Annotated in this window: 30 protein-coding genes; 14 read left to right on the top strand and 16 right to left on the bottom strand. The window is 61.2% G+C overall.

All coding sequences use genetic code 11. The annotated features are described in order from the left end of the window. The first annotated feature begins 57 nt into the window (after positions 1 to 57). The 7 genes from GVK95_RS04415 (at position 58) to GVK95_RS04385 (ending at position 4566) form a co-directional block, all read left to right on the top strand. Entirely contained in the window at positions 58 to 471 is a 414-nt protein-coding gene (locus tag GVK95_RS04415; protein WP_007604759.1) for a helix-turn-helix domain-containing protein, read from the top strand. 21 nt (positions 472 to 492) lie between these two features. Beyond that, positions 493 to 951, top strand: a complete 459-nt coding sequence (locus GVK95_RS04410) for a cupin domain-containing protein (protein WP_159946907.1) — start codon at positions 493 to 495, stop codon at positions 949 to 951. Positions 952 to 1162: 211 nt separating this feature from the next. Beyond that, the gene (locus GVK95_RS04405; protein WP_159946905.1) at positions 1163 to 1651 is read left to right on the top strand and encodes a GNAT family N-acetyltransferase; all 489 of its coding nucleotides are present in this window, start codon (positions 1163 to 1165) and stop codon (positions 1649 to 1651) included. A gap of 33 nt (positions 1652 to 1684) precedes the next feature. Further along, a complete protein-coding gene (locus GVK95_RS04400) occupies positions 1685 to 2269 on the top strand; it encodes a type 1 glutamine amidotransferase family protein (RefSeq protein WP_159946903.1) in 585 nt (194 codons plus the stop codon). Positions 2270 to 2495: 226 nt separating this feature from the next. Continuing rightward, positions 2496 to 3023, top strand: coding sequence for an Hsp20/alpha crystallin family protein (locus tag GVK95_RS04395; RefSeq protein WP_159946901.1), 528 nt, complete (start codon positions 2496 to 2498; stop codon positions 3021 to 3023). A gap of 230 nt (positions 3024 to 3253) precedes the next feature. Then, positions 3254 to 3814: a hypothetical protein gene (locus tag GVK95_RS04390; RefSeq protein WP_159946899.1), complete on the top strand. Its 561-nt coding sequence runs from the start codon at positions 3254 to 3256 to the stop codon at positions 3812 to 3814. 215 nt (positions 3815 to 4029) lie between these two features. Beyond that, positions 4030 to 4566: a hypothetical protein gene (locus GVK95_RS04385; protein ID WP_159946897.1), complete on the top strand. Its 537-nt coding sequence runs from the start codon at positions 4030 to 4032 to the stop codon at positions 4564 to 4566. Between the two features lie 48 nt (positions 4567 to 4614). On the opposite strand, the gene GVK95_RS04380 is transcribed toward GVK95_RS04385, so the two are convergent. The 4 genes from GVK95_RS04380 to GVK95_RS04365 all read right to left on the bottom strand — a co-directional run bounded on the left by GVK95_RS04380 (position 4615) and on the right by GVK95_RS04365 (position 7226). Then, complete coding sequence (locus tag GVK95_RS04380) at positions 4615 to 4839, bottom strand: hypothetical protein (protein ID WP_159946895.1); 225 nt, start codon at positions 4837 to 4839, stop codon at positions 4615 to 4617. Between the two features lie 123 nt (positions 4840 to 4962). Next, positions 4963 to 5880: a cytochrome c gene (locus GVK95_RS04375; protein WP_159946893.1), complete on the bottom strand. Its 918-nt coding sequence runs from the start codon at positions 5878 to 5880 to the stop codon at positions 4963 to 4965. Between the two features lie 87 nt (positions 5881 to 5967). Next, positions 5968 to 6411: a cytochrome c gene (locus tag GVK95_RS04370; protein WP_159946891.1), complete on the bottom strand. Its 444-nt coding sequence runs from the start codon at positions 6409 to 6411 to the stop codon at positions 5968 to 5970. A 185-nt stretch (positions 6412 to 6596) separates the two neighbouring features. Next, entirely contained in the window at positions 6597 to 7226 is a 630-nt protein-coding gene (locus GVK95_RS04365; protein WP_159946889.1) for a LysE family translocator, read from the bottom strand. A 121-nt stretch (positions 7227 to 7347) separates the two neighbouring features. Here GVK95_RS04365 and GVK95_RS04360 point away from each other — a divergent pair, with 121 nt between their 5' ends. Beyond that, a complete protein-coding gene (locus GVK95_RS04360; RefSeq protein ID WP_159946887.1) occupies positions 7348 to 8052 on the top strand; it encodes a YafY family protein in 705 nt (234 codons plus the stop codon). On the opposite strand, the gene GVK95_RS04355 is transcribed toward GVK95_RS04360, so the two are convergent. Beyond that, entirely contained in the window at positions 8049 to 8891 is an 843-nt protein-coding gene (locus GVK95_RS04355; RefSeq protein ID WP_159946885.1) for a metallophosphoesterase, read from the bottom strand. The two genes, GVK95_RS04360 and GVK95_RS04355, sit on opposite strands and share 4 nt — an antisense overlap. Positions 8892 to 9131: 240 nt before the next feature. On the opposite strand from GVK95_RS04355, the gene GVK95_RS04350 reads away from it, so the two are divergent. Next, positions 9132 to 11057 carry an EAL domain-containing protein gene (locus GVK95_RS04350; protein ID WP_159946883.1) on the top strand — a complete coding sequence of 642 codons (1926 nt, stop codon included), beginning with the start codon at positions 9132 to 9134 and terminating at the stop codon, positions 11055 to 11057. Positions 11058 to 11065: 8 nt separating this feature from the next. Here GVK95_RS04350 and GVK95_RS04345 read toward each other — a convergent pair whose 3' ends face one another. Next, positions 11066 to 12232, bottom strand: a complete 1167-nt coding sequence (locus tag GVK95_RS04345) for an AI-2E family transporter (protein ID WP_159946881.1) — start codon at positions 12230 to 12232, stop codon at positions 11066 to 11068. 70 nt (positions 12233 to 12302) lie between these two features. Continuing rightward, positions 12303 to 13178 carry a VOC family protein gene (locus GVK95_RS04340; protein WP_159946879.1) on the bottom strand — a complete coding sequence of 292 codons (876 nt, stop codon included), beginning with the start codon at positions 13176 to 13178 and terminating at the stop codon, positions 12303 to 12305. A 228-nt stretch (positions 13179 to 13406) separates the two neighbouring features. On the opposite strand from GVK95_RS04340, the gene GVK95_RS04335 reads away from it, so the two are divergent. Both GVK95_RS04335 and GVK95_RS04330 read left to right on the top strand, forming a co-directional pair. Beyond that, positions 13407 to 13817, top strand: coding sequence for a universal stress protein (locus GVK95_RS04335; protein ID WP_159946877.1), 411 nt, complete (start codon positions 13407 to 13409; stop codon positions 13815 to 13817). A gap of 46 nt (positions 13818 to 13863) precedes the next feature. Beyond that, entirely contained in the window at positions 13864 to 14193 is a 330-nt protein-coding gene (locus GVK95_RS04330) for a TraR/DksA C4-type zinc finger protein (protein WP_159946875.1), read from the top strand. Between the two features lie 114 nt (positions 14194 to 14307). Here the strand turns inward: GVK95_RS04330 and GVK95_RS04325 are convergent, their stop codons facing one another. The 3 genes from GVK95_RS04325 to GVK95_RS04315 form a co-directional block, all read right to left on the bottom strand. After that, positions 14308 to 16626, bottom strand: a complete 2319-nt coding sequence (locus tag GVK95_RS04325; protein ID WP_159946873.1) for a Tex family protein — start codon at positions 16624 to 16626, stop codon at positions 14308 to 14310. Between the two features lie 67 nt (positions 16627 to 16693). After that, positions 16694 to 17125, bottom strand: coding sequence for a type II toxin-antitoxin system HicB family antitoxin (locus GVK95_RS04320; RefSeq protein WP_159946871.1), 432 nt, complete (start codon positions 17123 to 17125; stop codon positions 16694 to 16696). Next, positions 17110 to 17304: a type II toxin-antitoxin system HicA family toxin gene (locus tag GVK95_RS04315; RefSeq protein WP_159946869.1), complete on the bottom strand. Its 195-nt coding sequence runs from the start codon at positions 17302 to 17304 to the stop codon at positions 17110 to 17112. The genes GVK95_RS04320 and GVK95_RS04315 overlap by 16 nt, the downstream gene beginning before the upstream one ends. A gap of 148 nt (positions 17305 to 17452) precedes the next feature. Between GVK95_RS04315 and purD the strand changes: the two genes are divergently transcribed. The 3 genes from purD (at position 17453) to GVK95_RS04300 (ending at position 21453) form a co-directional block, all read left to right on the top strand. Next, entirely contained in the window at positions 17453 to 18724 is a 1272-nt protein-coding gene (gene purD / locus GVK95_RS04310) for a phosphoribosylamine--glycine ligase (RefSeq protein ID WP_159946867.1), read from the top strand. Positions 18725 to 18849: 125 nt separating this feature from the next. Further along, complete coding sequence (locus tag GVK95_RS04305; protein ID WP_159946865.1) at positions 18850 to 19308, top strand: plant virulence effector HPE1-like domain-containing protein; 459 nt, start codon at positions 18850 to 18852, stop codon at positions 19306 to 19308. A 318-nt stretch (positions 19309 to 19626) separates the two neighbouring features. Continuing rightward, positions 19627 to 21453 (top strand): methyl-accepting chemotaxis protein, encoded by a 1827-nt coding sequence (locus GVK95_RS04300; protein ID WP_159946863.1) that lies wholly within the window; start codon positions 19627 to 19629, stop codon positions 21451 to 21453. Positions 21454 to 21509: 56 nt separating this feature from the next. Here the strand turns inward: GVK95_RS04300 and GVK95_RS04295 are convergent, their stop codons facing one another. From GVK95_RS04295 to glyS, 6 genes are all read right to left on the bottom strand, one after another. Next, positions 21510 to 22019 carry a DUF523 domain-containing protein gene (locus GVK95_RS04295; protein WP_159946861.1) on the bottom strand — a complete coding sequence of 170 codons (510 nt, stop codon included), beginning with the start codon at positions 22017 to 22019 and terminating at the stop codon, positions 21510 to 21512. Continuing rightward, positions 22012 to 22308, bottom strand: a complete 297-nt coding sequence (locus GVK95_RS04290) for a type II toxin-antitoxin system RelE/ParE family toxin (protein ID WP_159946859.1) — start codon at positions 22306 to 22308, stop codon at positions 22012 to 22014. The genes GVK95_RS04295 and GVK95_RS04290 overlap by 8 nt, the downstream gene beginning before the upstream one ends. Then, on the bottom strand, positions 22305 to 22547 hold the full coding sequence (locus GVK95_RS04285) for a type II toxin-antitoxin system ParD family antitoxin (RefSeq protein WP_159946857.1): 243 nt from the start codon (positions 22545 to 22547) through the stop codon (positions 22305 to 22307). Before GVK95_RS04285 ends, GVK95_RS04290 begins: the two co-directional genes overlap by 4 nt. Before the next feature lie 78 nt (positions 22548 to 22625). Beyond that, positions 22626 to 22940: a transcriptional regulator gene (locus tag GVK95_RS04280; protein ID WP_159946855.1), complete on the bottom strand. Its 315-nt coding sequence runs from the start codon at positions 22938 to 22940 to the stop codon at positions 22626 to 22628. A 1-nt stretch (position 22941) separates the two neighbouring features. Continuing rightward, positions 22942 to 23262: a type II toxin-antitoxin system RelE/ParE family toxin gene (locus GVK95_RS04275; protein ID WP_159946853.1), complete on the bottom strand. Its 321-nt coding sequence runs from the start codon at positions 23260 to 23262 to the stop codon at positions 22942 to 22944. Between the two features lie 81 nt (positions 23263 to 23343). Next, positions 23344 to 25497: a glycine--tRNA ligase subunit beta gene (gene glyS, locus GVK95_RS04270; RefSeq protein WP_159946851.1), complete on the bottom strand. Its 2154-nt coding sequence runs from the start codon at positions 25495 to 25497 to the stop codon at positions 23344 to 23346. Between the last annotated feature and the right edge of the window lie 88 nt (positions 25498 to 25585).

Below are 25585 nucleotides of genomic sequence, written 5' to 3'. Positions count from 1 at the left end.
CGTCCTGCATCCTTTCTAGGATCTATAGCGACTAGAGGTTCAAGAGGTTTTTTACCGATGTATTCGATTGGTGATCTGTCCCGCCGCACGGGCGTCAAGGTGCCGACCATCCGCTACTATGAGCAGATGGGCTTGATCTCTGCGCCCGACCGCACCGAGGGCAACCAGCGACGCTATGAAAAAGCCGAACTGGACCGGCTGGCCTTTATCCGTCATGCGCGTGATCTCGGCTTCCCGATCGAGGCTATCCGCGAGCTTCTGACGCTGAGCCGCCATCCGGAAGAGCCTTGCGGTACGGCCGACCAGATCGCCCGCGAACAACTGGCCGACGTGCGCGACAAGATCGCCAAGCTGCGCAAGCTCGAAGACGAACTGACCCGTATCGTCTCTCATTGCGAGGGCCATACCGTTGGCGATTGTTATGTCATCCGGGCGCTGTCCGACCACGGACTTTGCGAACACGAACATTGAGGTAAATGGGAGGGAGACTGAATGCCGGTGATCAAACAACAGGACGCAGCGCTTGAAGAAGGCAAGGCCGAGGGCATCAACGCCGAGCTTGGCCCCTATTCGGCACGCCTTCTCAGCGATGCCGGCAGCCTGACGCAATTCGGCGCCTTTCTGGAGACCCTGCCGCCGGGTTCGCGCTCGTCGCACCAACACTGGCACGAGCGCGAAGACGAATTCATCTTCGTGGTCTCCGGCCGGGTAACGCTGATCGAAGGTGATGACGCGACCGAAATGCAGGCGGGCGATGCGGCGACCTTCAAGGCCGGCACCGCCGTCGGCCATTGTCTGGAGAACCGTTCTGAGGCAGACGCCAGCTACCTCGTCGTCGGCACCCGCTCGCCGGATGACGTGGTGCACTATACCCGGAAGGACATGCTGCTAACCAAGGTGAAATTCGACAAGCGGCTGACCGACAAAGCGGGGAACGTGTTGAAGAGGTGATCCACAGGGATCGCCATTGACAACCGATTGAAATCGGCGCATTTCAATTTTTATGATCGACGCACGCGCAACCATCTCCTGCACGTATTTTTGGGCCTACCGGTAACCGGCGGCTCGACAGATCACTTTGTCAACAGGCCGCCGTCAGGCGGCCTTGTTGTTTAAAAAACGCAGCTTCCCCTGACGGCACATCAAAAAAGGGAAGCGAAACATGACCGAAGATACTGAAACAACACTGCCGCGCCCGCCCGTCGTGGTGATCCGCCATGCCCGGCGCCAGGATCTGCCGCAGCTCAATGACATGATTACCGCCCTTGCCGCCCACCACGGCGATGCCTCCGCGATGACCGCGGACGTGCTGGAGCGCGACCTGTTCGGCGCCCTGCCCTGGATCACCGCCTTGGTTGCCGATGGCGGCGAAGGCCTGATCGGCTACGCCATTCTCGTACCGCTCTACAGGGCTGACGAAGGCAAGCGCGGCATGGATCTGCATCATCTGTTCGTCCGTGATGGCCAGCGCGGCAACGGCATCGGCCAGCACCTGGTTGCCCGCGCCCGCGATATCGCCGTACAGTCCGGCTGCGACTACCTTTCGGTTGGCGCAGCGACCGGCAATGTGGCGGCGCATCGGTTCTACGAGCATATGGATTTCGTACCGCGCCCGGTGACCGGCATGCGCTACATTCAACGCCTGTCGTAACAGGTGGATGCCAAGCCGCAGGGAGACATGCCGATGACCCGTATCGCGATAGCCCTGACCGAAGACTTCGCCGACTGGGAATGCGCCCTGCTGATGGCGGTGGCGCGCTCCTATCTCGGCGTCGAGATCAGGACCGCTTCGCCCGATGGCCGGCCGCTCACGTCGATGGGCGGACTGAAAGTCACGCCCGATCTCGGCTATGATGCCATAGACGCAGAAACCTTCGATGCGCTGATCATTCCAGGCGGCCTGAGCTGGGAAAAAGGTACCGCGCCGGACTTCAGCGCAAAGGCCCGCGAATTTCACGGCGCCGGCAAAGTGCTCGGCGGGATCTGCGCGGCGGCAAGCGCGCTGGCGGCGACCGGCATCCTGAACAACGTGGCCCATACCGGCAACCGCCTTGCCTCGCACCAGAAATATCCGGCCTATCAGGGCGCCGCACTCTACCGCGACCAGCCACAGGCCGTGTCGGACGACAAGGTGATCACCGCACCCGGCAATTCTCCGATCACCTTCACCATGGAGATCCTCAAGGCACTGGGTCTGTGGAGCAGCGAAGCGGAAGACGAAATCGCGGTGTTCGCCAATGAACATCTGCCGCATGGCGCCGTCGGCTGACGTCGAAGCATTTCTCTGAAACTGACCTTTCGAAGATAGTCCGCTTGCAAGCGCGGCGGCGCGTTGCGCGCACTGGCCACGCAATGGCGCAAAGGCCAAATGCTCCGCCGCTTGATCGTGATCAATGACCTGCGCTGCTGATTTGGCTAATATCGGATTGCAAAATGAGAGGCAGATGTCGCGCAACCACGGTTGCGGGCATCAAGATCATTGAGGAGTGATGACCATGAATAATGCAGTCAAGAAGCTTCCGATCACCACTGAAAATCCACAGACACCGGCCACCGATCGGCCCTGGGCGGCGCTCGAAACGCTGCGCCAGGAGATCGACCGGCTGTTCACCGACTTCCATCCGTTTTCGTTGCGGGCGCCCGCCCCGCGGGCGTTGCGCAGCCTTGATCCGTCTGCCTTCCCATGGCAGGTCGCGCCGGCCGTCGACATGGTCGAAAAGGATGGCTTCTACGAAGTGACGGCCGAGCTGCCCGGCATGGACGACAAGAGCGTCGAAGTGAAGGTCGCCAACGGCGTCCTGACGATCCGGGGCGAGAAATCGGAAGAGAAGAAAGAAGACAAAAAAGACTATCACCTGTCCGAGCGACGCTACGGTTCGTTCCAGCGGAGCTTTGCACTGCCCGACGGCATAGACCGGAACAAGATCGAAGCGACTTTTGCCAAGGGCCTGCTGCGCGTGACGCTGCCGAAGACGGCCGAGGCGGTCAGCAGTGAAAAGAAGATCGAGATCAAGGCCGCCTGAACAGGCTGGCAATGGCAATGGCAATGGATTGGGCATGGGCACGCCGACGTGCCCATGCAGCGGACGGATGAGCGCCTTTGATCGATAACAGGCGGCAGGGCACCAGCGGCAGGGCAAGAGCAGCGTGACCGCGGCGGCAGGGCACCGGCATCGGCTCAGCAAGAAATTGATGGTCTATCCGGCCGTCTTCGCGTTAGCCTCTCGAACGAGAAAACAGGGAGAGGGCCGCAATGGATGATGCCGTGGAAATGCGCCTTGATCACGTTTCCCAGATCTTCGAAACGCTCGATCCCTATCCGTTCAGGGACCGGGAACTGTCGCAGGATGCCATCGAGTACATCACCCGGCACGCAAGCCTGATGCCGAAGACGCAGCCGATCCGGATCACGGTTCATCTGCCCGAAGAATCCGCGTCAAAGGCTGAGGTCCAAGGCCTTGATCGGGCGATTTCAAACTATTTCCTCTACAGTCACGGGGTCGTCGAACACCAGTTGCGCGAGCTTCTGCGCACCGGGCGACGGGCTCTGTTGCTCGGGCTCGCCGTGCTTGCCCTGTGTCTCGTCTTCGGTCAGGCCGTCTCTGCGCTGACATCCTATGGGCGGATCTCGCATTTCCTCGAAGAAGGCGCCATTATCGTCGGATGGGTTGCCCTCTGGCATCCGCTGAACATCCTGCTTTACGAATCCTGGCCGCTGCGGGAACAGGCAAGGCTCCACCGCCGCCTGTCTCAGGCGCGGGTGGCGCTGCGCTTTTATCCGCCGGTGCCGGACCAGCCTGCCACAGACGCCTGACCCTTTCGCGACGTTTCGGCACATTGGTCAGTCACGCGGCATTCTTGTCGAGGGCGTCGGGCAAGCGTATGTTTGACCTGCAGGGCTCAAAGCCGTGCAGCATGCGTGACGGCGCTCAACCGAGGCCTTGTGATGCGTCATCGGTCGAACGCCGACCTGTCCCCCATTTCAAACATCTGGATCAACGACACGACAACAAAACGGAGGAGGCGTACATGGCGATTTCGCGCAAACAGGAAGAGCGGTTGCTGACCGAGGAGGAATGGCATCTGGTTCAGCAGTCCCACCACCCGGCGGTTCAACAGTTGAACGATGCCGATCTGACCAAACTGCTCAAACAGGTTCGCGATAGACGCAACCGTGCCCAGACCGAGGCGCATCGGCAGACCCGCGAATTGCGCGGAAAGGCTGCGGCAAAAGGCGCGGAGCCGGTCAGGAAGGATGTCGGCACAAGAGGCAAGCTCGAAATCCTGGCCATGAGCATGCGCCGTCTGAATGGCGAACATGCGCGCCGGCAGAAGATGCAGGGCCAGGTGCAACTGGTCGAAAACATGCGCGCTGCCCTGGCCCTGAAGCAGAGCGCCAAGGTCGAGCGCGACGAGAGCTACAATTCGCGCCATGCGCATGCCGGCATGCGGGCGATCGAATCCAAACGCTACAAGAGCCTTGTCCGCCCGGCAGAGCGTGGGCGGCTACGGTCGGCGGCCGCGGTGGCACAGGCAAAGCGGGATTCCCGCAGCGCAGCCGGATAAGGCCTGATCACACATGCGGTCGGGAAAGCCGCTAGCGGACCGCCAGCCTCAATGGCGCACGGGCGGCTTTTCCGACCATTTTTGCAGGGTGGTCTTGATCAGGATAAGCGCCGCCTGCTGGGCATGATCGCGCTCGCGCGGATCGACAATCGCCGAAAGACGTCTTTCAAAGGCACGCACCGTCTCGTCCACCCAGTGATGCAGGGCGGGATCGGGATAGTTGTCGAGCAGCGAGCGGATTGCCGATTCCATCCGCCGACGTTCGATGCTCATGGTTCCTCCGAAGTCATTTCGAGGAGTGCATGATGACGGCGCAGGCTTGCGCGATGCTTGAGGCGACGATTTCAATTCGCTGCGGAGCGCGGAAAGGTGCGTGGCGCCCGATACCGCCCGCCACTATTGCACGGCGGGGATGGCCTTGAGATAGGCGGCAATCGCCTCTCTATCGCTGGCGGGCAGTTCGGCCATGTTCTTCTGTACCTCGACCATCGTGCCGCCGACGCTGTCGAATTCCGGGGTGAAGCCGGTTTCGAGATAGCTTGCGATATCCGCCTCGCTCCAGGAACCGATGCTCTTCGAGCCGGGCGTGATGTTGGGGATGGTGCCCTCGCCTTCCGGATTGGGACCGCCGGCCAACCACTGGCCGCTCCTGAAACCACCGAGCATATCGCGCGGGGTGTGGCATTCGCCGCAATGGCCGGGGCCTTCGACCAGATACTGGCCCCGCCTGACCATGTCGCTGGCGTCGGTCAACGCAACGCGCGGCTCGTCGGTAAAATAGAGAAATTTCCAGCCGCCCAGGGACAGGCGGATATTGAAGGGGAACGGCAACTCATGCGCCGGGGCCACGGCCTCGCTCGCCGGCAGCGTCTTGATGAAGCCGAACAGGTCGTTGACGTCCTTCGCCGACATGCGCGCATAGGAGCCGTAGGGGAAGGATGGATACAAATGTTCGCCCCGGCGTCCAACGCCACGGGTCATGGCATCGCCGAATTCGGCAAGTGTCCAGCCGCCGATGCCGGCCGTCTGGCTGCTGGAGATGTTGGGCGCATGGAAGGTGCCGAACGGGCTGTGGATCGGCGCGCCGCCCGACAGGATCAGACGCGCATCGCCGGCGCTTCCGGCAGGCGTATGACAACTTGTGCAGCCTCCGGCAAAGAACACCTCGCGGCCATGCGTCAGATCAGGCTCGCCGAGCCCGGCCCAGACGGACGCATCCTGCCGCGCCGGCGCGGTGACGACGAGAAATCCGCCCACACCCAGAGCACCCATCACCGGCAGGCCCACCAGACCCTTGAGCCATTTCGAAACCATCCAGCGCCTCCGCAAGAAACAGGCGGCCCGCAGCCGAGCCAAAACGGAAAGTCGCCCGGCAGGTGACCCACCGGGCGCGCCAGATGCTTATTTCTTCAAGCGGTAGGTCTCGTGACAGGTGCCGCAGGCTCCGCCGACGGCCTTCATCACGGCACCGACGCCAGCCTGATCGACCGGCAGAGCGGCGAGTTGCGCTTCCGCGGCAGTCGCCAAAGCCATCGACTTCGTCTTGAAGTCTTCCATGTTTTCCCAGATCTTCGGGCTGGCTTCCGTTTCCAGACCGGTCTCGGAGCCGGCCGGGAACTGGTCGGGGAATGTCTTTCCGACCTCGACCATGGTGGTCAGCGAGGCCTTTACGACCTCGGCATCGAAAGGCTTCTCACCCTTGGCAATCGCCGCCAGGGCACCCATGGCGCCGCCGGTCTTCTTCATCATCTCCTGACGGACGACCTGCGGCTCACCCGCCGCGATGGCCACCGTCACGCCAAGACAGATCGCCGCTGCGGCCGTCAAAACGAGTCTCAACTTCATTCCCATTCTCCCACGGAGTTTGCCGGCGGACCGACGTTGGCTTCGAGCATGGGAATGTTTGCAGGTTTGGATCGAGGGAATGAAGTCACAAAGCGGTGATAACGCAACAGAGCGTCAATCATCTGATATTGATGACAGATTAGCATGCCGAACAGCCAATCCAATACATGCCGGGCAAGTACGCGCTACCATAGTTCATGTGCCAGGGTGAAGATGGCGGCGGCAATCAGCAACAGGCCGGCGCTGCGGCCAATGGCCTTGGTCAAACCGGGATTTTCCACCAGTGTATGGCGGGCGCCATGGCCTGCGAGAGCAACGCTGCCGTAGACCAGGCCCTGCACAGCCATGGTCATCAGTCCCATCACCGCGCCCTGCATCAGCAGCGATCCATATTGCGGCCTGAGGAATTGCGGATAGACGGCAACCACGAAGAGATAGGCCTTGGGATTGAGCAGACAGGTGACAAGGGCCTGACCGAATGTCGATGAAAGACGCCTTGTAGCACCGGTCTCGACAGCGCCGACGGTGATGGAACTGCGGACCAGCGATAGGCCTATCCAGATCATGTAACCGGCACCTACGATCAGCAGCGGGGTAAAAAGCTGGGGGACCAGCGCCACCAGCGCGCCGGTGCCCAGAGTACCAAAGACGGTGTGGATTGCCCCGCCGGCCATCATCCCGCCGGTTGCGGCCAGCCCGGCGCGCTTGCCGCCGGAAAGAGCGCTTGCCAGTACATAGATCATGTCCATTCCGGGCACGATGACTATGCCCGTCAGCAGCAGAAGAAAAAGCCAGAGATTTTCGGCATAACTCATGTCAGTATCCTCGGTACGAAAATCAGCGTATAAGTTTTTTATCTCAGATAATCAGCTTGTTATGCTCTGCATACAGAGGAGCTCCTGACAGCATTGTGTCAGGAGAGACACAGAGGGTTAAATGCGCAAGGCATCGCGGCTGTTCGAGATCATCCAGATCCTCAAGCTTTCCCGCGCAGCGGTGACGGCGCAGATCATCGCCGACCAGCTGGAAGTCACCGTGCGGTCGATCTACCGCGACATCGCCGCGCTGCAGGCGATGCGCGTGCCGATCGAGGGGGAACGTGGACTGGGCTATATCCTGCGGCCCGGCTTCGACCTTCCACCGCTGATGTTCACAGTGGAGGAAACGGAAGCGATCATGCTCGGGCTGCAGATGCTCGAGCGCAGCGGCGACACTTCGCTCAGGCGCTCGGCGGAATCGGTGAACCGGAAGATCGCCGGCGCCGTGCCGGACCCCCTGCGGCGAAGCCTGCAATCCGCCACGCTGTATGCCTGGGGCTCGCCGCCGCAGATGCCTAAAGATTTCGAGCTGGAACAGGTGCGAACAGCGATACGCAACGAACAGGTGCTGCGGATCGACTATCGCGACGATCGAGGCGAGGCCAGCCGCCGGATGATCAAGCCGCTGGCGCTGATCTACTATGCGGAATCAGTCAATCTGGTCGCCTGGTGCGAGTTGCGGCAGGCGATCCGCAATTTCCGCAGCGAACGCATCGCGCAATGCGTGACGCAGGAACGCTTCTTCAAGGGCGAAGGCGACCGTTTGCGTGCGGTGTGGACGAGCGGCTGGGCCAATGCCACCGCAAAGGCGGCACCGGTTTAAAGGGGAAGCCTGCGGCTCTGTTCACGGCCAAAGCCCTCGATCTCGATACGGTCGGGATAAAGATCGAGCACGGCGAAGGCATTGTCGAACTCCGTGTCGACCATGCCGCAGAAATTGACGAAATGCGTCGCCCCGAGCAGGCCGTAATTGCCGGAGTGATCATGGCCGCAAAGATAGGCGATAGAGGCCGGCGATGCCGCCAGCATGCGCGCCATGTCTTCGGCCTGCCAGAGGCTGTGATCCGAGAATGGATAGATCGGGTAGTGGCCGAGCACGATGACCTTTTCGCCCGCTGCTTCGGCGTCTTGCAGCCGGCTTGCCAGCCAGGCCATCTGGCGTTCGCTCATGCCGCCGTTCCAGTCCATCGCATTGACGGCACCGGCCGCCTTCAGAGCGGCAAGACGCGACTGCGCTTCGATGCGGCGCGGATCGCCTTCGGGCGGAGCAAAAAGCGAGATCTCGTTGCCATCGGTGACGATCAGGCGGACACCATTGATCACCAGGTCATGATAGGGCGCCGGCATGGCCAGAACCTGATGGATCTCGGCCAACCGCGCGGGCTCCACAGCAAAATCGTGATTGCCCGGCAGCAGGATGCGCGGATGGCGCAAGCGGGCCAGTTCGGCCAGAACCGGGGCGAAATTCTCGAAACCGCGATCGATCAGATCACCCAGAACAACGACGGCATCCAATGTCATCGTGTTGAAGCGATCGACCGCCTGGGAGAGTTTCGCCAGGCTGTTGGCGTAGTGACGGTTCAACTGTGGATGCGGAGGCAGCACGGCATACTGCGGATCGGCAATGACGCCGAGGCGCAAAACAGGACATTCTTGCGACATATACGATTTCAACACATGCGTTTCAGTAACCGCGCTCTACACAGTCGCCGTGACACTGAGATGACATCTGGAACCCATGTTTAAACTTTGGCCCAGCGTCCGAGCAATTGTTTTCTATTCCTAAAGACTTCCCTGATATTCCTTTGTGTTGAATGGATCCGGTTGTGATCTGGTTTGCCATGAGAGCACGTTCAAGAAGATTCTGCTGCGTGCGCCTATTGCAACTGGACTGCTTTCTTCATGGATCAATCATTGACCGCATCGCCGCTCACGGCTCCGCCGGATGAACAGCACGCAACACAGGACGCGCACCAGCGCTTCCAGCGCGGCGTTGCCGAAGCCTTCGCGCCGATCATTCGCGGCTTTCTCCTGCCGGCCATCGTCTATTACACGCTGATTACCATCGCGCATTTCTTTGCCGAGACCGGCACCGAACAGATCATTCTGACGGGCATGTCGCTGGCAACCGTCTTGCTGGCGCTGTTTCTTCTGCGCAGCCTAAAGGGCGATGTCAGCCACGCGAAACTGGAACTGATCGGCCTCAGCATGCATCTGGCGATGTATGTGAACATCCTGACGTATCTTTCGATCCATTTCGAGGAGCACAAGCTCGTCTACTTCGTCCTGCTGGTCCTGGTCATTTCGACATCAGCCGTCAGCGCACGGGTGATCGTTGTCGGCTCAGCCCTGTCTCTGGCGACAATGCTATGGCTCGCCCACAAAGCCGGGCCGGACGTCTTTCTGCAATATGCGTTTATCGGCCTTGCCGGCACCTTTGCCGCACTCGGCATGGCATGGCTGATGCGCACCGCCATCCTGAAGGCGGTCGCGGCGCGGACGATGGCCGACGACCTGCGTCGCAAGGCGGAAGTTCTCGCCGATTTCGATACGCTGACCGGGCTGCCGAGCCGACGCAGCTTCTTCATCCAGCTTGACCGCGCCCTGACAAAGGCAACCGTGACAACCTCCGGCTTCTACATGGGCATCATCGATCTGGACGGCTTCAAGCCGGTCAACGATCTCTATGGTCATGTCACCGGCGACAGGCTGCTGACCGAGGTTGCCGAAAGATTGCGCGCGGCCTTGTCCAATGACTGCTTCATCGCCCGCCTGGGCGGTGATGAATTTGCGCTGATCGTGCCGGACGTCTTGGACCAGAGCGAGGTCCAGGCGCTGGGCGAACGCCTGTGCCACCGCATGCGGGATCCGTTTGTTCTCGACAGCCTGAGCATTTCCATTTCCGCATCGGCAGGCTTTGCCCATTGTCCGACCCATGGAAGCACGGTCAACCAGTTGTACGAGCGCGCCGACCATGCCCTCTACAGCGCAAAGCGGGCGACACGCGGCGACGTGGTGATGTTTTCGGCCAGCCACGAGGCCGAAATGAAGGATGTCGGGCGCATCGACCAGACGCTGCGCAACTGCGACATGAACAAGGAGATGTCGCTCGTCTACCAGCCGCAGATCGACATCAATACCGGCAGGACGATCGGCTTCGAGGCCCTGGCGCGCTGGAACAGCCCGACACTGGGGCCAGTTTCACCGTCGACGTTCATCCCAGCTGCCGAGCGTTCCGGACTGATCGAACGCATGACCTCCATACTGCTGCACAAGGCACTATCCGCAGCGGCGACATGGCCGCACAGTGTCAAACTGTCCTTCAACCTGTCTGCAATCGATCTCGTTTCGCCTCGATCGATCAACAATGTCGTCCATATCGTGCGCGACAGCGATATCGAACCCAACCGGGTGATCTTCGAAATCACCGAGACCGCGGTCATGTCGGATTTCGACCGCGCCCGCGACAGTCTCGAATTGCTGGCCGGCATGGGATGCCTGATTGCGCTCGACGACTTCGGCTCGGGTTATTCGAATTTCGGCTATATCAATCGTTTCCCCCTGCACAAGCTGAAGACCGACAGGGATTTCGTGCTTCGCATGCGGGAAGACGATGGCGTGGGTGGCAACATCCTGCGCGCCATTGCCGACCTGTCCTCAAGCCTGGGCATCGAATGCCTGGCCGAGGGTGTCGAATCCGATTCCGACCTGGAAGCCGTTCGGGCAGCCGGCATCCACCAGGTGCAGGGCTATTATTTCGGCCGTCCGATGGCTGGCCTCGATGCGATGAACTATCTCCAGGCGGAATCGCACCGGCTGGCGTCATAGCAAGCGGCTCAGCCTGGCAGTTTGGGCTGAAGCTTGGTCTGCGGCAGCAGTTCGTTAGCAATCGTGATCACGATCAGCGAGAGCGGCACGGCGAGCATGGCGCCGATGGCACCCCACATCCATGTCCAGAAAACGATCGCGACAAAGACCATGAAGGAATTGATTTCCAGGCGGCGCCCCATGACGGCGGGCGTGACCAGGTTTTCAATGATGCCATGCACTGTGAAATAGACGATCGCCGGCAGGAGACCGATCAGAATGCTGTCCTGGACCAGCAGACCGGCGACCGCCATGGACAGGGTGATCAGCGTGATGCCGAGAAATGGGACGAAACTGGCGAGAAAGGCAAACAGGCCCCACAGCACGGCATTGCCAAGCCCGCCGACCATGGCAGCAGCGGCAGCAACCACGGCCGAGGCGGCATAAAGGACGATGGCAGTGGCGAAATAGAAACCCAGAGCCCGCTCGATCGAGTTCAAGGTCCGGATCGCAGCCAACCGGCGCGCCCTGTCCTTGAAGCCGATGATCAGCGCCTTGCGCAGCGACAGGCGGCTGCCGAGAAACAGCATCAGACCACCGAAGAAGATCAATGTCTGCACCAGGGCAGGCGTGATGCCGACGGCCACCGTCGACAGAACCGCACCGCTGTTTTCCAGCATGGCTTCCGGCGAGACCGGACCGCTGGTCATCGCCTCGATCGGACGCTTGAGCCAGGAGATCCGCTCGAGCCGCGGCATCAACTGGTCGACCGCCTGCTCGATCATGGCAGGGCCACGGCTAGCCAGATCGCTGAGCGGCGCGGCAAGGGCGCTGCCGACAAACAGCAGCAGACCGGCAAACAGGCTCGACAGGATGAATGCGGTCATCATTGGCGGAATGCCGAGATTGCCCAGCTTGTCTGCCGCAAGCCCCAGAATGAGGCCGACCACGATTGCCAGCGTCAACGGCATCAGAACTGCCGAGGCCAGATAGATTGCGGCGACGCCCATGACGGTGAAAATACCAATAACCGACCAGGCGAGCGCAAAATCGAGACCGGTCTTGCGCACCTTGACCCGGTGCGGCGTGTAGCGCCGCTGCTGCATGGTCCGATAGGCGGCCTTTTCCATCGGCGACATACGCGACACGGCACGCTCGTCGCTTGCCGAATTTTCTCCAGCCGGTGTCGATTCCATCGTCGTAAATCCCCTTGCGCTGCCTGCAAACGCGCGAGGCAGCGCAGGGTTCCATGGCTATGGAACAAAGTCAGGCGGCGAGCGTGATGCCGATGCCCCAAGGGTCTTTCAGGCTGTAGCCTTCAGCTGTGCGGGCAACCGGTATCTCCAGGCCTTCGAGGTTCGCCAGCACCTTGTCTAGGTCCGCCTTAGTCTGGAAGCTCAGAGAATAATCCGACAATCCGGTCATGGCATCAGAGCGCGCGCCGGCGTTGCGGCTGTTCCAGACATTGGCGGCAATGTGGTGGTGATAGGCGCCGGATGCAAAGAAGCTGGCACCGGGATAACTCGCCATCTTCTTCAGGCCGAGAACACCTTCATAGAAGCGATCGGCTTCCGGGACATTGCCGACCTGCAGATGCATATGGCCGATGGCCGCATCCGGCGCCATGCCGCCCCACTCCGTCTTCGGCGCACTGTCATACAATGCCTGGAGGTCCAGCCGTTCCGTTGCCATCTCGACCGTGCCATCGGCATGATAGGTCCATTCATCAGGCTTGCGGTCGGCGTAGATCTCGATGCCATTGCCTTCCGGGTCGGACAGATAGATCGCTTCGCTGACCAGATGGTCGCTGGCACCGTCAAGCCGGATATGGCGGTGGGCGGAATGGGCGAGCCAATGGGCGAGTTCCTGACGGCTGGGCATCAGGAAGGCTGTATGAAAAAGGCCAGCGGCATTGCGCGGCGCACGCGCCACGTCGCCGCGCGTGGTCAACGTCAGCAGCGGCTTTCCGGCAACACCCAGCACGACACCGGAGGCACTCTTTTCGATCACTGAAAGGCCCAGGATTGTCTGATAGAAATCACTGACCGTCGCCAGATCGGTCACCACCAGATGGGTGCGTCCGACATGGACCGGACGAGTGAGGGCGAAACTGTCGTCCCTGGCTGCAGCGACATCGGTCATGGTCATGGCTCCTGTTTCGGTCGGCTCGTTGCGATATGATGAGACCTATATGCTCCCTCTCTATCGTTCACGATAGACGACGGATCTTCGACTTATCGTTCGACAATTGTTGACGATGGCGCCGTGGCAAAACTTGATCCTGATCAATGCGGCCCGCAGGTCATGAGACCATTGTCAGTCCACCGAGCGGAAATGCCATTGAAAGGCATCGCGATAAAGGAGACCATGATGTATAAGAAGATTATTGTACCGGTAGATCCTGCAGCGCTCGACAAGGGAGAGAAGGTCCTGCGCAAGGCGGCATCGCTTCTGGATGCCGGCGGCGAGATCGTGCTTCTGACCATTGTCGAAGATCTGCCCGGCTATCTGGCGATCGATGTTCCGGTCGATCTGATCGAAGGCGCGATCCGGGAGGCGAAAGCGCAACTGGTCAGCCTGAAGGAAAAGACCGCGATCGCGGCACGGATCGAGATCCGCTCCGGTGCCCCGGCCCGCGAGATCCTTGCGGCGGCAGAAGATCACGCGGCAGACCTGATCATCGTCGCCTCGCATGTACCTGACTATTCGAACTACTTCATCGGCGCGACCGCAGACAGGGTTGTGCGCCACTCGAAGGTCTCGGTCCTGGTCGACCGCTGACACACAGCCACAAAACAACAACAACAAGAAAGTTCGGAGGACGCCCATGGATATCGCAGGCTACGAACGCATCCTGACCAAGCGGAAGGCGGAGATCGAGGCGCGGCTGACCAGGATCGATGACGACCTTGGCCAGCAGCGCAGCGCAGACAGCGAGGAGCGGGCAACCGAAACCGAAAATGACGAAGTGCTGGAGGAATTCGGCCAGGTCGGGGAAACGGAGCTTCGCGCCATCGACGCTGCGCTAGACCGGATCGATGGCGGAACCTACGGCACCTGCGTGACCTGCGGACAACCGATTTCGGCAGCGCGGCTTGCCGCGGTCCCGCATACGCCGTTTTGCCAGGAGTGTGCTGCCGGGCGACAGGGCCGCTGATAGCTGGAGCGTTTGCTGGCTGGATTGAAGCTTTCAGACAGTTGAGGGCGAGTGAGAGGCCGGAGCGACACGCTCCGGCCTTTTTCGTTGTGCCTCTTTGCTTGTGGTCGAGGATTATTTCTTGCGCATGGCCTCGGCCAGCGCCGCGCCGAACCCGCCGACGGACGGCGTTTCCGGTTTCGGTGGCTTGGCGTTGGCGTGGCGCATGGCATTGGCGTTGCCACGTGTATCGCCGCGCGGAGACGGTGCCGGAGCCTCGCCGCCATCCTTGCGCATGGTAAGCGCGATGCGCTTGCGCTTTACGTCGAACTCGACGACGCGCACCTTGACGACATCGCCAGCCTTGACGACTTCATGCGGGTCCTTGACGAAACGGTCGGCAAGCTGGGACACATGGACGAGGCCGTCCTGATGCACGCCGATATCGACGAAGGCGCCGAAGGCGGCGACATTGGTCACCGTGCCTTCGAGCAGCATGCCGACCTTCAGGTCGGAGATCTCCTCGACTCCATCGGCAAAGGTAGCGGTCTTGAAGCTCGGGCGCGGGTCGCGACCGGGCTTTTCCAGTTCGGCGAGGATGTCCTTGACGGTCGGCAGGCCGAACTGTTCGTCGATGAAGCGCTTCGGATCGAGCGCCTTCAGGGTCGCTGTATCGCCCATCAGCGTGCGCAGGTCGCGACCGCAAGCGGCGACGATCTTCTTCGCCACGCCATAAGCTTCCGGGTGAACCGACGAGGCGTCGAGCGGCTCCTTGCCATTGGTGATGCGCAGGAAGCCGGCGCATTGTTCGAAGGTGCGGGCGCCGAGACGGGCGACCTTCAGCAGGTCCTTGCGGCTGGCGAACGGGCCGGTCTGGTCGCGGTGGCTGACGATCGCTTCGGCAATCGAACCGCCAAGACCCGAGACACGGGCAAGCAGCGGGGCGGACGCCGTATTGAGATCGACGCCAACCGCGTTCACCGCGTCTTCCACGACGGCATCGAGCGAGCGGCCGAGGCGGCCCTGGTCGACATCGTGCTGGTACTGGCCGACGCCGATCGACTTCGGCTCGATCTTCACCAGTTCGGCGAGCGGGTCCTGCAGGCGGCGCGCGATCGAGACGGCCCCGCGCAGCGAGACGTCGAGATTGGGGAATTCCTTAGCGGCCGTCTCCGACGCGGAATAGACCGAGGCGCCTGCTTCCGAGACGATGACCTTGGTCGGCTTCGGTGCGGTCGCCGGGAACTGGGCCAGCATGTCGGCGACCAGCTTTTCCGTCTCGCGGCTGCCGGTGCCGTTGCCGATGGCGATCAGCTCGATGTCGTGTTTGCGGATCAGGGCGGCGAGTTCGACCTGCGCGCCGCGGATGTCGTTGCGCGGCGGGAACGGATAGACCGTGGTGGTGTCGAGCACCTTGCCGGTGCCGTCGACGATGGCGACCTTGACGCCGGTGCGGATGCCCGGATCAAGGCCCATGGTCGGGCGCGAACCGGCAGGGGCTGCGAGCAGCAGGTCTTTCAGATTGCGGGCAAAGACATGGATCGCCTCTTCTTCTGCGCGTTCACGCAGATCACGCATCAGGTCGAGCGACAGCGACACCGAAAGCTTGACCCGCCAGGTCCAGCCGGCAACGTCCATCAGCCACTTGTCGCCCGGGCCCTTGGCGGCAATCTCATAGGCGGCGGCGATCGTGCGCTGCGACGGCTTGACCGGCGATGGATCGTCGCGATCGACCTCGATGGCGAGTGTCAGGAATTCCTCGTTCCAGCCGCGCAGCATGGCAAGCGCACGGTGGCCGGGCACCGTTGCCCAGCGTTCGAAATGGGCGAAATAGTCGGCGAACTTCTCGCCGGCGGCTTCCTTGCCCTCGACCACCTTGGAATAGAGGATCGCACGCGCCTTCATGTCATTGCGCAGCCGGCCGAGCAAATCGGCATTTTCCGAGATCAGCTCGGCGACAATGTCGCGGGCGCCCTCGAGCGCTGCCTTCACGTCGAGAACATCTGCGGTGATATAGGCTGCGGCCAGCACCTGCGGGTCGGCTGAGCGATCGGCCCAGATCGCATCGGCCAGCGGCTGCAGGCCCTTTTCGCGGGCGATCTCGGCGCGGGTGCGGCGCTTGGGCTTGTAGGGCAGATAGATATCTTCAAGCTCTGCCTTGGTGGTGACCATGGCAATCTTGCGCGCCAGCTCGTCGGTCATCTTGTCCTGTGAGGAGATGCTCTCGACGATCGCCTTGCGACGGGCGGTCAGCTCGCGCAGATAGATCAGCCGTTCGGCGAGATTGCGCAGCTGCGTATCGTCCAGACCGCCGGTGACTTCCTTGCGGTAGCGGGCGATGAACGGAACCGTCGCGCCTTCATCGAGCAGACCGACCGCCGACACCACCTGATCGGGCCGGGCATTGATCTCGGTTGCGATGAGGGCGGCAATGGATTTGATGTCGTCGGCCATGGTGATATCCGTCCTGATCTTTCGTGGGCGCGGACCATAACCGCGGAATGCGGCAAAGCAAGCCTCATCAACCTGCGAGCTTACGCCTTACCGCCTCGGCAATGAAGCCTGAACGCGTATAGCCCTGACGCTCCGCCGCCTTATTCAGCCGGTGTAGCAGGTGTTCCTCCATGGTGATGGTCACCTTCACCGCACGGCCGGGAATATCCACAGATAGAAGCGTGACCAGTTCCGCGTCGGCAAAGTCCCCGGACAATTGCGGATCGGCACGCAATGCGTCTAGGGGGCGGAACTCCGGCAATTCCTCACCATCCAGCAGCATAGCCTCGATATGGAGATCGAGCGCCTCCTTGCCGTCAAGCAACAATTCCTCCAACGACCCAGCTGCCGAGATACAGCCGGGAAGATCTGGGAAGGCGATGCCATAGCTCGCGTCCTCGCGATGGATCAATGCGACAATCTGCATTTTACGTTGTACCTCGATCATTTCGGTGGCCATTCCCAGCCTGCCTGCCGCCAGATGGAGCGCAGGGTGCCGACAGGAATATCCCGTTTCGGATGCGGAACCGTCACCCGCCCTGGGTTGAGCGGGTGCTTGAAGTGCCGGTGACTGCCTTTCTGAGCGACCTCAAGCCAGCCATCGGCCTTCAGGCGCGCCTGCACATCAAAACTGTTCATCGGCGCCTCTCGTGTATGTATTTATACGTATAATCATAGATGCAGTCAACGAATCCTGCATTTGTCCAAGCCGATCCGGCCTGAATGCTTGACCTTTGCCCCCTTCCCCCTTAACCGCCGCCTATCCAAGGCAATCGGAGGTCGGGCAATGAAGGTTCTGTTGATCGGTTCGGGCGGACGCGAACATGCGCTGGCCTGGAAAATCGCCCAGTCTCCCTTGCTCTCCAAACTCTATGCCGCTCCCGGCAATCCGGGCATTGCCGAACATGCCGAGCTGGTTTTGGTCAATGTCGAGAATCATGACGCGGTCATCCGGTTCTGCAAGGAAAACCTGATCGACTTCGTCGTCGTCGGGCCCGAAGCGCCGCTGGTTGCCGGCCTGGCTGACACGTTGCGCGCCGAAGGCATCGCCGTCTTCGGACCGTCGGCGGCGGCGGCCCAGCTCGAAGGCTCCAAGGGTTTCACCAAGGACATTTGTGCAAAGTTCAACATTCCGACCGGCGCCTATCAGCGGTTCAACAATGCACCGAAGGCCAAGGCCTATGTGCGTGAGCAGGGTGCGCCGATCGTCATCAAGGCCGATGGCCTGGCTGCCGGCAAGGGCGTGACTGTCGCCATGACCGTCGAAGAGGCGCTGGCTGCGATCGACGACTGCTTTGAAGGCGCGTTCGGCGCTGCCGGCGCCGAAGTGGTGGTCGAGGCGTTTCTGGACGGCGAGGAAGCCAGCTTCTTCTGCCTGTCGGACGGCAAGACCCTGCTTCCGCTGGCAACTGCCCAGGACCACAAGCGCGTCGGCGACGGCGATACCGGGCCGAACACCGGCGGCATGGGCGCCTATTCGCCAGCCCCTGTCATGACACCCGAGATGGTCGAGCGGACGATGAAAGAGATCATCGAGCCGACGATGCGCGGCATGGCTGAATCGGGCATGCCGTTTTCAGGCGTGTTTTTCGCCGGCCTGATGATCACGGCGAAAGGCCCGGAACTGATCGAATACAATGTGCGCTTCGGTGACCCGGAATGTCAGGTGCTGATGATGCGGCTGAAGAGCGACCTGCTGCCGATCCTGTATGCCTCGGCCACCGGCACGCTGGACCAGGTTTCGGCCGAATGGAGCGATGATCCGGCGCTGACTGTCGTGCTGGCCTCCAAGGGCTATCCCGGCAGCTATGCCAAGAATACACAGATCACCTCCATTCCCGATGCTTCCAAAGGTGCAAAGGTCTTTCACGCCGGTACTGCCGTGCAAGACGGAAAGCTTGTTGCGACGGGTGGCCGGGTGCTGAACGCGACGGCAACGGGCAAGACTGTGGCCGAGGCGCAGGCTGCGGCCTATGCACTGGTCGATGCGGTCTCCTGGGACAATGGTTTCAGCCGCCGGGATATCGGCTGGCAGGCAATTGCGCGCGAGAAAGCCTGAACGAAACGTGACACCCAGAGTGGTCCGCTGGAAAATTGTACATTCGTTCAAATTTTACCATTCCCCCTGACCGGATCGAAAGAAAGCGGCGCTAGGGTCCTCGTGAACAATCCGAGGAATACGAGATGCGCAAGTTTCTTTTGACCACCATGACGCTTGGCATGATGCTTGCTGGCACGAGCCCCGTTTTTGCCTCGTCGATCGAGGTTGTCAGTGGCACGCCGACCCAGGCGCACAGCATCACCGCGATCGCGTGCCCGAACTGCCCGCCACCGCAGGTCAAGAAAGACAAATACGCCTATCAGGTGCCGACCGTGCCAAGCGGCTCGCAAACAGCAGAAATCCTTGATATCGGCGGCGAGAAGAAGATGAAGCGGGTCGAGAGCTGGCTCGGCGGCTCGCCGGTCGTGATCATGAGCTCGGCGGAAGGCTGGTCGACCAATGGCTCGACGGTCATTGCCGGCAATCAGCCGACTGCTGGCCAGATCGACCATGAGGCCACCACCGCAGCCGTCAATGTGGCGCCGCCGGCAAATGGCAAACTCGATCTCGATACGGCCGGTTTCGACCTGCGCCTGAAATAATCCCCTCGCCATTCCCTGCCCAAATTCAGCCGCACGATCCAGGCTGAGCGGGCTGCCGCGCGAATGCGGACAAACGCTCCGGCATGCCCGGAGCGTTTGCGTTTTGCCATTCACCCCCTCAGTCTCAGAGACTTCACGCAAAATGCTTGCACACATGCGCCTGCACGCATCGGTACCTATTAGTTTATTAATGTTTGAAACGTAGTTTTACCTTCGATGCAATGCAGCATCGGCAGCGAGACAAAGCGGCCTCCGTCATCATCGACCTTGAGCGGGCACGGCGGACAAAAGCTCTCAATTCCGATCCTGCGAGGGTTTATGAACCGCCTCAAGATTTCCATGCAGCTGATGCTGCTTGTCGGCGGCCTGATGGCCGCCTTTGCCATCGCCACGTTTTTCCAGGTCAAGGCGTCCTCAGACGCCATCTATCACCAGCGCTATGAATTGCTGCGGACGCAGGTCGAGACGGCGATTTCCGTCATGAAGACTTATGACGACCGGGTACAGTCAGGCGAACTCGCTCTGGATGACGCCAAGGCGCAGGCTTTCGCGACTTTGAACAAACTGAAGTTTGAACCGGATGGCTATTTCTTCGGCTACGACTATGACGTTGTTCTCGTCTTCCACCCGACATCCAAAACGGTCGGTCAGAGCAGCAAGGGCAAGGGCGATCCGACCGGCTACGCCTATCGCGACGAGCTGGTCAGACTTGGACAGAATGGTGGCGGCTATGTCGAGTTCATCGGTCCGAAGCCCGGCCATGACCCGAACGATTACAGCTATCCAAAAGCCGTCTACGGCATGACCTTCCAGCCCTGGAAGATTGTCGTTGCCACCGGCCTCTATACCGACGACCTGAAAGCCGAAGTGCGTGCAAACGTCATGCAGACCATCGGCATCTCGCTCGGGATCCTCGTGCTGGCACTCGGCGCGGCATTCGTGGTGGTGCGCGGCATCACCAAGCCACTCAATGCGATCCATGAAGCGCTTGAAGCCGTGGCCGAAGAAAACGTTACCATCACCATTCCGCATACGGACATGGGCAATGAAGTCGGTATGATGGCCAATGCCACAAAGGCACTTCAGGAAAAGATCCGCGAACGCCATGCGCTGGCCAAACGCCAGGAAGAACAGCAGCGCGAAATGGACGGCGAGCGCCAGCACAACGCTGACATGCAGGTGGCGGAAGCGCAACAGCAGGCGCATGTGGTCAGCACCATCGGCGCATCCCTCGGCAAGCTTGCCGAAGGTGACCTTACTGTTCGCTGCAACGATCTCGGCCCGAAATATGCGACCCTGCGGGAAAACTTCAACGAAGCGCTTGGCCGTCTCGAGGAAGCCATGGCGCGCGTCAACCTGAAGGGTAACGATATCGCCGTCAGCAAGGAAGAGATCCGCCGGGCATCCGGCGAACTCGCCACCCGGACAGAGCGCCAGGCGGCCAATCTGGAAGAGACATCGGCGGCGCTCGACGAGCTGACCGTTGCCGTTCGCCAGACAGCCGACGGCGCCCGCGAAGCGGCCAGCCGCGTCGGCAGCGTCTCGACCGAGGCCCGCCAGAGCGACGCGATCGTATCACGCGCCATCGAGGCGATGAGCGGCATCGAAAAGTCGTCCGAGGAGATCACCAAGATCATCGGCGTGATCGACGAGATCGCCTTCCAGACCAACCTTCTGGCGCTGAATGCGGGCGTCGAGGCGGCACGCGCCGGCGAAAGCGGCAAGGGCTTTGCCGTCGTCGCCCAGGAAGTGCGCGAACTGGCCCAGCGTTCGGCGGCAGCCGCCAAGGAGATCAAGGACCAGATCGCCCGATCGTCTGCCCAGGTCGAACAGGGTGTGCAGCTCGTCGGCCAGACCGGAGAGGCCCTGAAGCGCATTTCCGACCAGATCGCCAGCGCCAATGATATCGTCTCGAAGATCTCGCACAGCGCCCAGGAGCAGGACACAACCCTGCGCTCGATCTCGTCGTCGGTGAACCAGCTCGACACCGCCACCCAGCAGAACGCCGCGATGGCCGAAGAGACAACCGCATCGGCCGATGTTCTCGCCAACGATACCGGCGATCTTCTGGACCTGATCCGCGGCTTCCGCACCTCGGGCGCCAAGGCAGCCCAAGGCCACCAGCCAATGCGCATGGCGAGCTGAGCCAAGCGCACTTCGATCAACTGAGAAAACCGCCGGCGCAACCCGGCGGTTTTTGTTTATGCGGCGGTCTCCGTGTCGAGGCGGGCAACCAGGGCCTCGATCTCCCGGTCCGAAAAGACCGCAATACCGGCGTCCTGCATCAGCGCTGCCGTGACACCGTTGCCGACATGGCGCCTGCCGGCGAAAGAGCCGTCATAGATGAAACCGGAGCCACAGGACGGGCTGCCATCGATCAGCAGCGCGTAGGCGCAGCCCTGCGCTCGTGCGAACTCGACGGCCTTGCGGCCTCCTTCGAGGAATTGCAATGTGACATCGCCACCGGTGATTTCGACGACCCGCGCGCGTCCGGCCGTCACATCGGCACCGCTCATGCCATCTTCGATCTCGGCCGGCGGGCGCGGTGTCGGCATGCCGCCAGCCTGTTCGGGACAGAAGCCGACAAGCCGGCCCTCGGCCTGCCAGCGGGCGATGGCCGGGTGATCGAGCCGCTTGCCCTTGCCATCGTAGCGCACCGGGCGGCCGAGCAGGCAGGCACTGATGAAGATCTTGGATCGTGGTTCACTCATTCAGGCGCCGGACAATATCGCGTTTTTCATGAACTATGCGAAGGACATCAATTGCATCGACCTCGGCAATGTAAAATATCAGGTGGTGCCCGGCTTTATATTTACGATAATCTGAATGTAATCCAGCGACCGGCCGACCAAGATGCGGATTGGCGACCAGATGGTTGATCGACGCAAAGATGTCCGAGACATAGTGCTCGGCTTGCATCACGGACCAGGTTTCGACGGTGTAGTCCCAGATCTCTTCGAGATCAGCCTCTGCCGAAGGGCGGAGCCTGTATGAGCTCACAGTGTACGCTCACGCATGCGTGCGAGAAACTCGTCTTTATCGACATAGCGCCCGGGGCCGCTTTCTTCGCCCTCGATCAAGGCCTGTCTCAGCCATTCGAGCTTGTCCTGCTCCTGCTTCAACAGCCGCAGCCCTGCCTCGACAACCTCCTGCGCGGAGCCGAACTGGCCGCTCTCCACCTGGGCATCGACGAAGCTTTCCAGGGGCTCGCCCAATATGATCTGAACCGACTTGTTCATCCATGCTCCTGTGCGCCAAGGACCGGCATTGCCGATCATACTACAAGGGATATCGACGCATCAAACGATTGCGTGAAATCACGCCGCATTCACCGCGATCTGGAGCCTCGTTTCATCCTGCAACATGCGGATGACAGCGAAAAGATTGTCGGCACGCGGATTGCCATTCGGACCGAACATTCGCATCAGGCTCTTGGCCGGCATTCCCGTCTTTGCACTCAATGTCTCGAAGCCGACCGTGGCGTTGATGAAATCGCGTAGCACCATGCGCCCAGTCTCGACCTCGCCGGACAAAAGCAATTCGATCGCCTCGCTCAACAGGGCCGCGCGAAATGCGGGATCCGTTTGGGCGCGCTCGCGAATGGTGTGCTTGAAGTTACGCGTGAGTGCCATGTCAACCTGCCTTGCGCTTGCGGTATTCCGCCCAGCGTCTTTGCGCCATGCGAATATCCGCGTTCTGGCGCTTCTTCGTGCCGCCAGCCAAGAGAATGATCCAACGATCACCCTGCCTTCCAAAATAAACCCGATAGCCCGGACCAAAATCGATCTTGTATTCCAGAACGCCTTCACCAACGCTTTTGACATTGGACAGATTTCCAAGCGCAATCCGCGTCAAACCGGTCGAGACCTTGGCGGCAGCAAGCGCATCCAATTCGCCAAACCACGCGGCGAACGGACTTCGGCCATCCTCGTCCTGGAATTCAAGAATTTCCACGCAATCATGGTACCGCATACGATACCATTTGCAAGCCAATTTCAGAGAACGAGGAAGCCCCGCCGGAGCGGGGCTTTGGGATCAACCGGTGATCTTCGAGAAGTCGGCGACGGTACCCGTCGCCTCGCGGATCGCCTTCAGGAGGGCCAGGCGATTGGCGCGGATGGCGGCATCCTCGTCATTGACCAGCACGTCCTCGAAGAACGTATCGACCGGGGCGCGCAGCGTCGAGAGCGCCTGCATCGCGGCACGGAAGTCTTCCTTCGAGACCGCCTCGACCGCAGCCTTGGTCGCCTCGGAGACGGCGGTAAAGAGCGCCTTTTCGGCATCGAGCTTCAGCAGATCAGCCGAGACGCTGTCGGCGACGACCGTGCCCTTCTTTTCTTCGGCGGCAAGCAGTTGCGTGGCGCGCTTGGTGCCGGCAAGCAGGTTGAGGCCGTCTTCCGAGGTGATGAAGGCGGTCAAGGCTTCGGCCTTGCGGGCGACCATCAGCAGATCGTCGGCATCCGGCGTCAGCACGGCATCGATGATGTCGTGGCGGGCGCCCTGGTCGCGCAGGTAGACTTTGAGGCGGTCGTGGAAGAAGGAGAGGAGGTCGGCATCCTTCGCGACTTTTGCGAGCGGCAACCTGATCCCCTTCTCCAAAATCATCCGCACAACACCCAGCGCCGCACGGCGCAGGGCGTAGGGGTCCTTCGAACCAGTCGGCTTTTCGTCGATGGCCCAGAAACCGACCAGCGTATCGAGCTTGTCGGCGAGGGCAACCGTCAACCCAACCTTGTCTTCCGGCAGGCGATCAGACGGGCCATTCGGCTTCCAATGATCCTCGATCGCGGCCGCAACCGAGGCATCCTCACCCTGGAGGAGCGCGTATTTGCGACCCATAACGCCCTGGAGTTCGGGGAATTCGCCGACGGCTTCGGTGCGCAGGTCGGCTTTCGCGAGCACCACGGCGCGGTCGACGAGGGCCGCGTCGGCGCCGACGAGCGGAGCCAGCACCTTCGCCAGTTCGCGGATCCGCGCCACGCGCTCCCCTTGCGTTCCGAGCTTGGCGTGGAAGGTGACGTTGAGTGCGTCGAGCTTGGCCATGCGCTGGTCGAGCGGCTTGGTGAGATCCAGGTCGAATTTGGCAGCTGAGGCCTTCAGCGTATCGAGATCCGGCAGATCGCCCTGGTCGCGCTTCCAGAAATGCAGCGCGTCGGACAGGCGGGCGCGCACGACCTTGCCATTGCCGTGAACGATCTCCTTGCCACCATCGGTGGCCTGGATGTTGGAGATCAGGATGAAATGGTTGGAGAGTTTGTCGGCCTCGCCTTGCGGGCGCACGACGAAACATTTCTGGTTGGTCTTGATCGTCAGGCGGATGATCTCGGCCGGGATCGACAGGTAGTCCTCTTCGAACGTGCCGAGCAGGACCTGCGGCCATTCGACCAGGCCGGAGACCTCTTCCAGCAGGCCGTCGTCCTCGACCAGATCGAGACCATTGGCAAAGGCGATGTCGCGGGCGTCGTGCAGGATCATGTCCTTGCGGCGGTCGGCATCGAGGATGACCTTGGCGCGCTCGAGGCTGGTGACATAGTCGTCGAAGCGACGGACAGTGATGGCGTCCGGTGCATGGAAGCGGTGGCCATAGGTGATATTGGACGCCACGATGCCGTCGATCTCAAAGGGGATGACCTGCACTTCGTCATGCTCGGGGCCGAAGGTGCAGACGATCGACTGCAGCGGGCGCACCCAGCGCAGGCTTTCCATGCCCTTGCCTTCGACGCCGCCATAGGTCGAGCCCTTGGGCATTGAGGCATAGCCGGAGCGCATCGAGGTCGGCCAGGAAAAGGCGCGGATGATGCCCGGCATGACGGCGGCGATGATCTCTTCGGCGGCGCGGCCCGGCTTGTCGATATAGGCGACATAGAAGTCGCCCTTCTTCGGACCGGTCTTGACCACGGCCTGATCGATAGAGGAAAGACCCGCGCCGCGCAGGAAGCCGTCGATGGCGCCTTGCGGTGCCGAGACGCTCGGGCCCTTCTTCTCTTCGCGGATATCGGCGGAACGGGCGGTCAGGCCGCGGATGTCGAGCGTCAGGCGACGCGGCGTCCAGTATTCGCGCGCACCGTCATAGGTCAGACCGGCATCGACCAGCGCATCGGTGACCGCCTTCTTCAGATCGCCAGCGGCCTTGCGCTGCATGCGGGCGGGAATTTCCTCGGAGCGGAGTTCGAGCAGAAGATCGGGCATGTTCTCTTTCCTCTCCCTGCCTTTCGGAAGGGGCGGACGGTAGGTCCGGGGTGGGCTGACAAAACGTAGCCCCTGCTAGCAAAATTTG

Source organism: Rhizobium sp. 18065, assembly GCF_902706095.1.
In the GTDB taxonomy this organism is placed as follows: Bacteria; Pseudomonadota; Alphaproteobacteria; order Rhizobiales; family Rhizobiaceae; genus Allorhizobium.
Note: the sequence above shows the minus strand (reverse complement) of the source record. Positions and strands in the feature narration are given on the sequence as shown.

Excerpts from the sequence above, each read along its gene's own strand:
- glyS (WP_159946851.1), bottom strand. The coding sequence starts at position 25,497 with ATGCCCGATCTTCTGCTCGAACTCCGCTCCGAGGAAATTCCCGCCCGC.
- GVK95_RS04330 (WP_159946875.1), top strand. The coding sequence starts at position 13,864 with ATGGATATCGCAGGCTACGAACGCATCCTGACCAAGCGGAAGGCGGAG.
- GVK95_RS04305 (WP_159946865.1), top strand. The coding sequence starts at position 18,850 with ATGCGCAAGTTTCTTTTGACCACCATGACGCTTGGCATGATGCTTGCT.
- GVK95_RS04350 (WP_159946883.1), top strand. The coding sequence starts at position 9,132 with ATGGATCAATCATTGACCGCATCGCCGCTCACGGCTCCGCCGGATGAA.
- GVK95_RS04315 (WP_159946869.1), bottom strand. The coding sequence starts at position 17,304 with ATGAACAGTTTTGATGTGCAGGCGCGCCTGAAGGCCGATGGCTGGCTT.
- GVK95_RS04400 (WP_159946903.1), top strand. The coding sequence starts at position 1,685 with ATGACCCGTATCGCGATAGCCCTGACCGAAGACTTCGCCGACTGGGAA.
- purD (WP_159946867.1), top strand. The coding sequence starts at position 17,453 with ATGAAGGTTCTGTTGATCGGTTCGGGCGGACGCGAACATGCGCTGGCC.
- GVK95_RS04405 (WP_159946905.1), top strand. The coding sequence starts at position 1,163 with ATGACCGAAGATACTGAAACAACACTGCCGCGCCCGCCCGTCGTGGTG.
- GVK95_RS04380 (WP_159946895.1), bottom strand. The coding sequence starts at position 4,839 with ATGAGCATCGAACGTCGGCGGATGGAATCGGCAATCCGCTCGCTGCTC.
- GVK95_RS04355 (WP_159946885.1), bottom strand. The coding sequence starts at position 8,891 with ATGTCGCAAGAATGTCCTGTTTTGCGCCTCGGCGTCATTGCCGATCCG.
- GVK95_RS04340 (WP_159946879.1), bottom strand. The coding sequence starts at position 13,178 with ATGACCGATGTCGCTGCAGCCAGGGACGACAGTTTCGCCCTCACTCGT.
- GVK95_RS04410 (WP_159946907.1), top strand. The coding sequence starts at position 493 with ATGCCGGTGATCAAACAACAGGACGCAGCGCTTGAAGAAGGCAAGGCC.
- GVK95_RS04375 (WP_159946893.1), bottom strand. The coding sequence starts at position 5,880 with ATGGTTTCGAAATGGCTCAAGGGTCTGGTGGGCCTGCCGGTGATGGGT.
- GVK95_RS04365 (WP_159946889.1), bottom strand. The coding sequence starts at position 7,226 with ATGAGTTATGCCGAAAATCTCTGGCTTTTTCTTCTGCTGCTGACGGGC.
- GVK95_RS04295 (WP_159946861.1), bottom strand. The coding sequence starts at position 22,019 with ATGAGTGAACCACGATCCAAGATCTTCATCAGTGCCTGCCTGCTCGGC.
- GVK95_RS04395 (WP_159946901.1), top strand. The coding sequence starts at position 2,496 with ATGAATAATGCAGTCAAGAAGCTTCCGATCACCACTGAAAATCCACAG.
- GVK95_RS04325 (WP_159946873.1), bottom strand. The coding sequence starts at position 16,626 with ATGGCCGACGACATCAAATCCATTGCCGCCCTCATCGCAACCGAGATC.
- GVK95_RS04285 (WP_159946857.1), bottom strand. The coding sequence starts at position 22,547 with ATGAACAAGTCGGTTCAGATCATATTGGGCGAGCCCCTGGAAAGCTTC.
- GVK95_RS04415 (WP_007604759.1), top strand. The coding sequence starts at position 58 with ATGTATTCGATTGGTGATCTGTCCCGCCGCACGGGCGTCAAGGTGCCG.
- GVK95_RS04390 (WP_159946899.1), top strand. The coding sequence starts at position 3,254 with ATGGATGATGCCGTGGAAATGCGCCTTGATCACGTTTCCCAGATCTTC.
- GVK95_RS04320 (WP_159946871.1), bottom strand. The coding sequence starts at position 17,125 with ATGGCCACCGAAATGATCGAGGTACAACGTAAAATGCAGATTGTCGCA.
- GVK95_RS04370 (WP_159946891.1), bottom strand. The coding sequence starts at position 6,411 with ATGAAGTTGAGACTCGTTTTGACGGCCGCAGCGGCGATCTGTCTTGGC.
- GVK95_RS04280 (WP_159946855.1), bottom strand. The coding sequence starts at position 22,940 with ATGGCACTCACGCGTAACTTCAAGCACACCATTCGCGAGCGCGCCCAA.
- GVK95_RS04360 (WP_159946887.1), top strand. The coding sequence starts at position 7,348 with ATGCGCAAGGCATCGCGGCTGTTCGAGATCATCCAGATCCTCAAGCTT.
- GVK95_RS04385 (WP_159946897.1), top strand. The coding sequence starts at position 4,030 with ATGGCGATTTCGCGCAAACAGGAAGAGCGGTTGCTGACCGAGGAGGAA.
- GVK95_RS04300 (WP_159946863.1), top strand. The coding sequence starts at position 19,627 with ATGAACCGCCTCAAGATTTCCATGCAGCTGATGCTGCTTGTCGGCGGC.
- GVK95_RS04345 (WP_159946881.1), bottom strand. The coding sequence starts at position 12,232 with ATGGAATCGACACCGGCTGGAGAAAATTCGGCAAGCGACGAGCGTGCC.
- GVK95_RS04335 (WP_159946877.1), top strand. The coding sequence starts at position 13,407 with ATGTATAAGAAGATTATTGTACCGGTAGATCCTGCAGCGCTCGACAAG.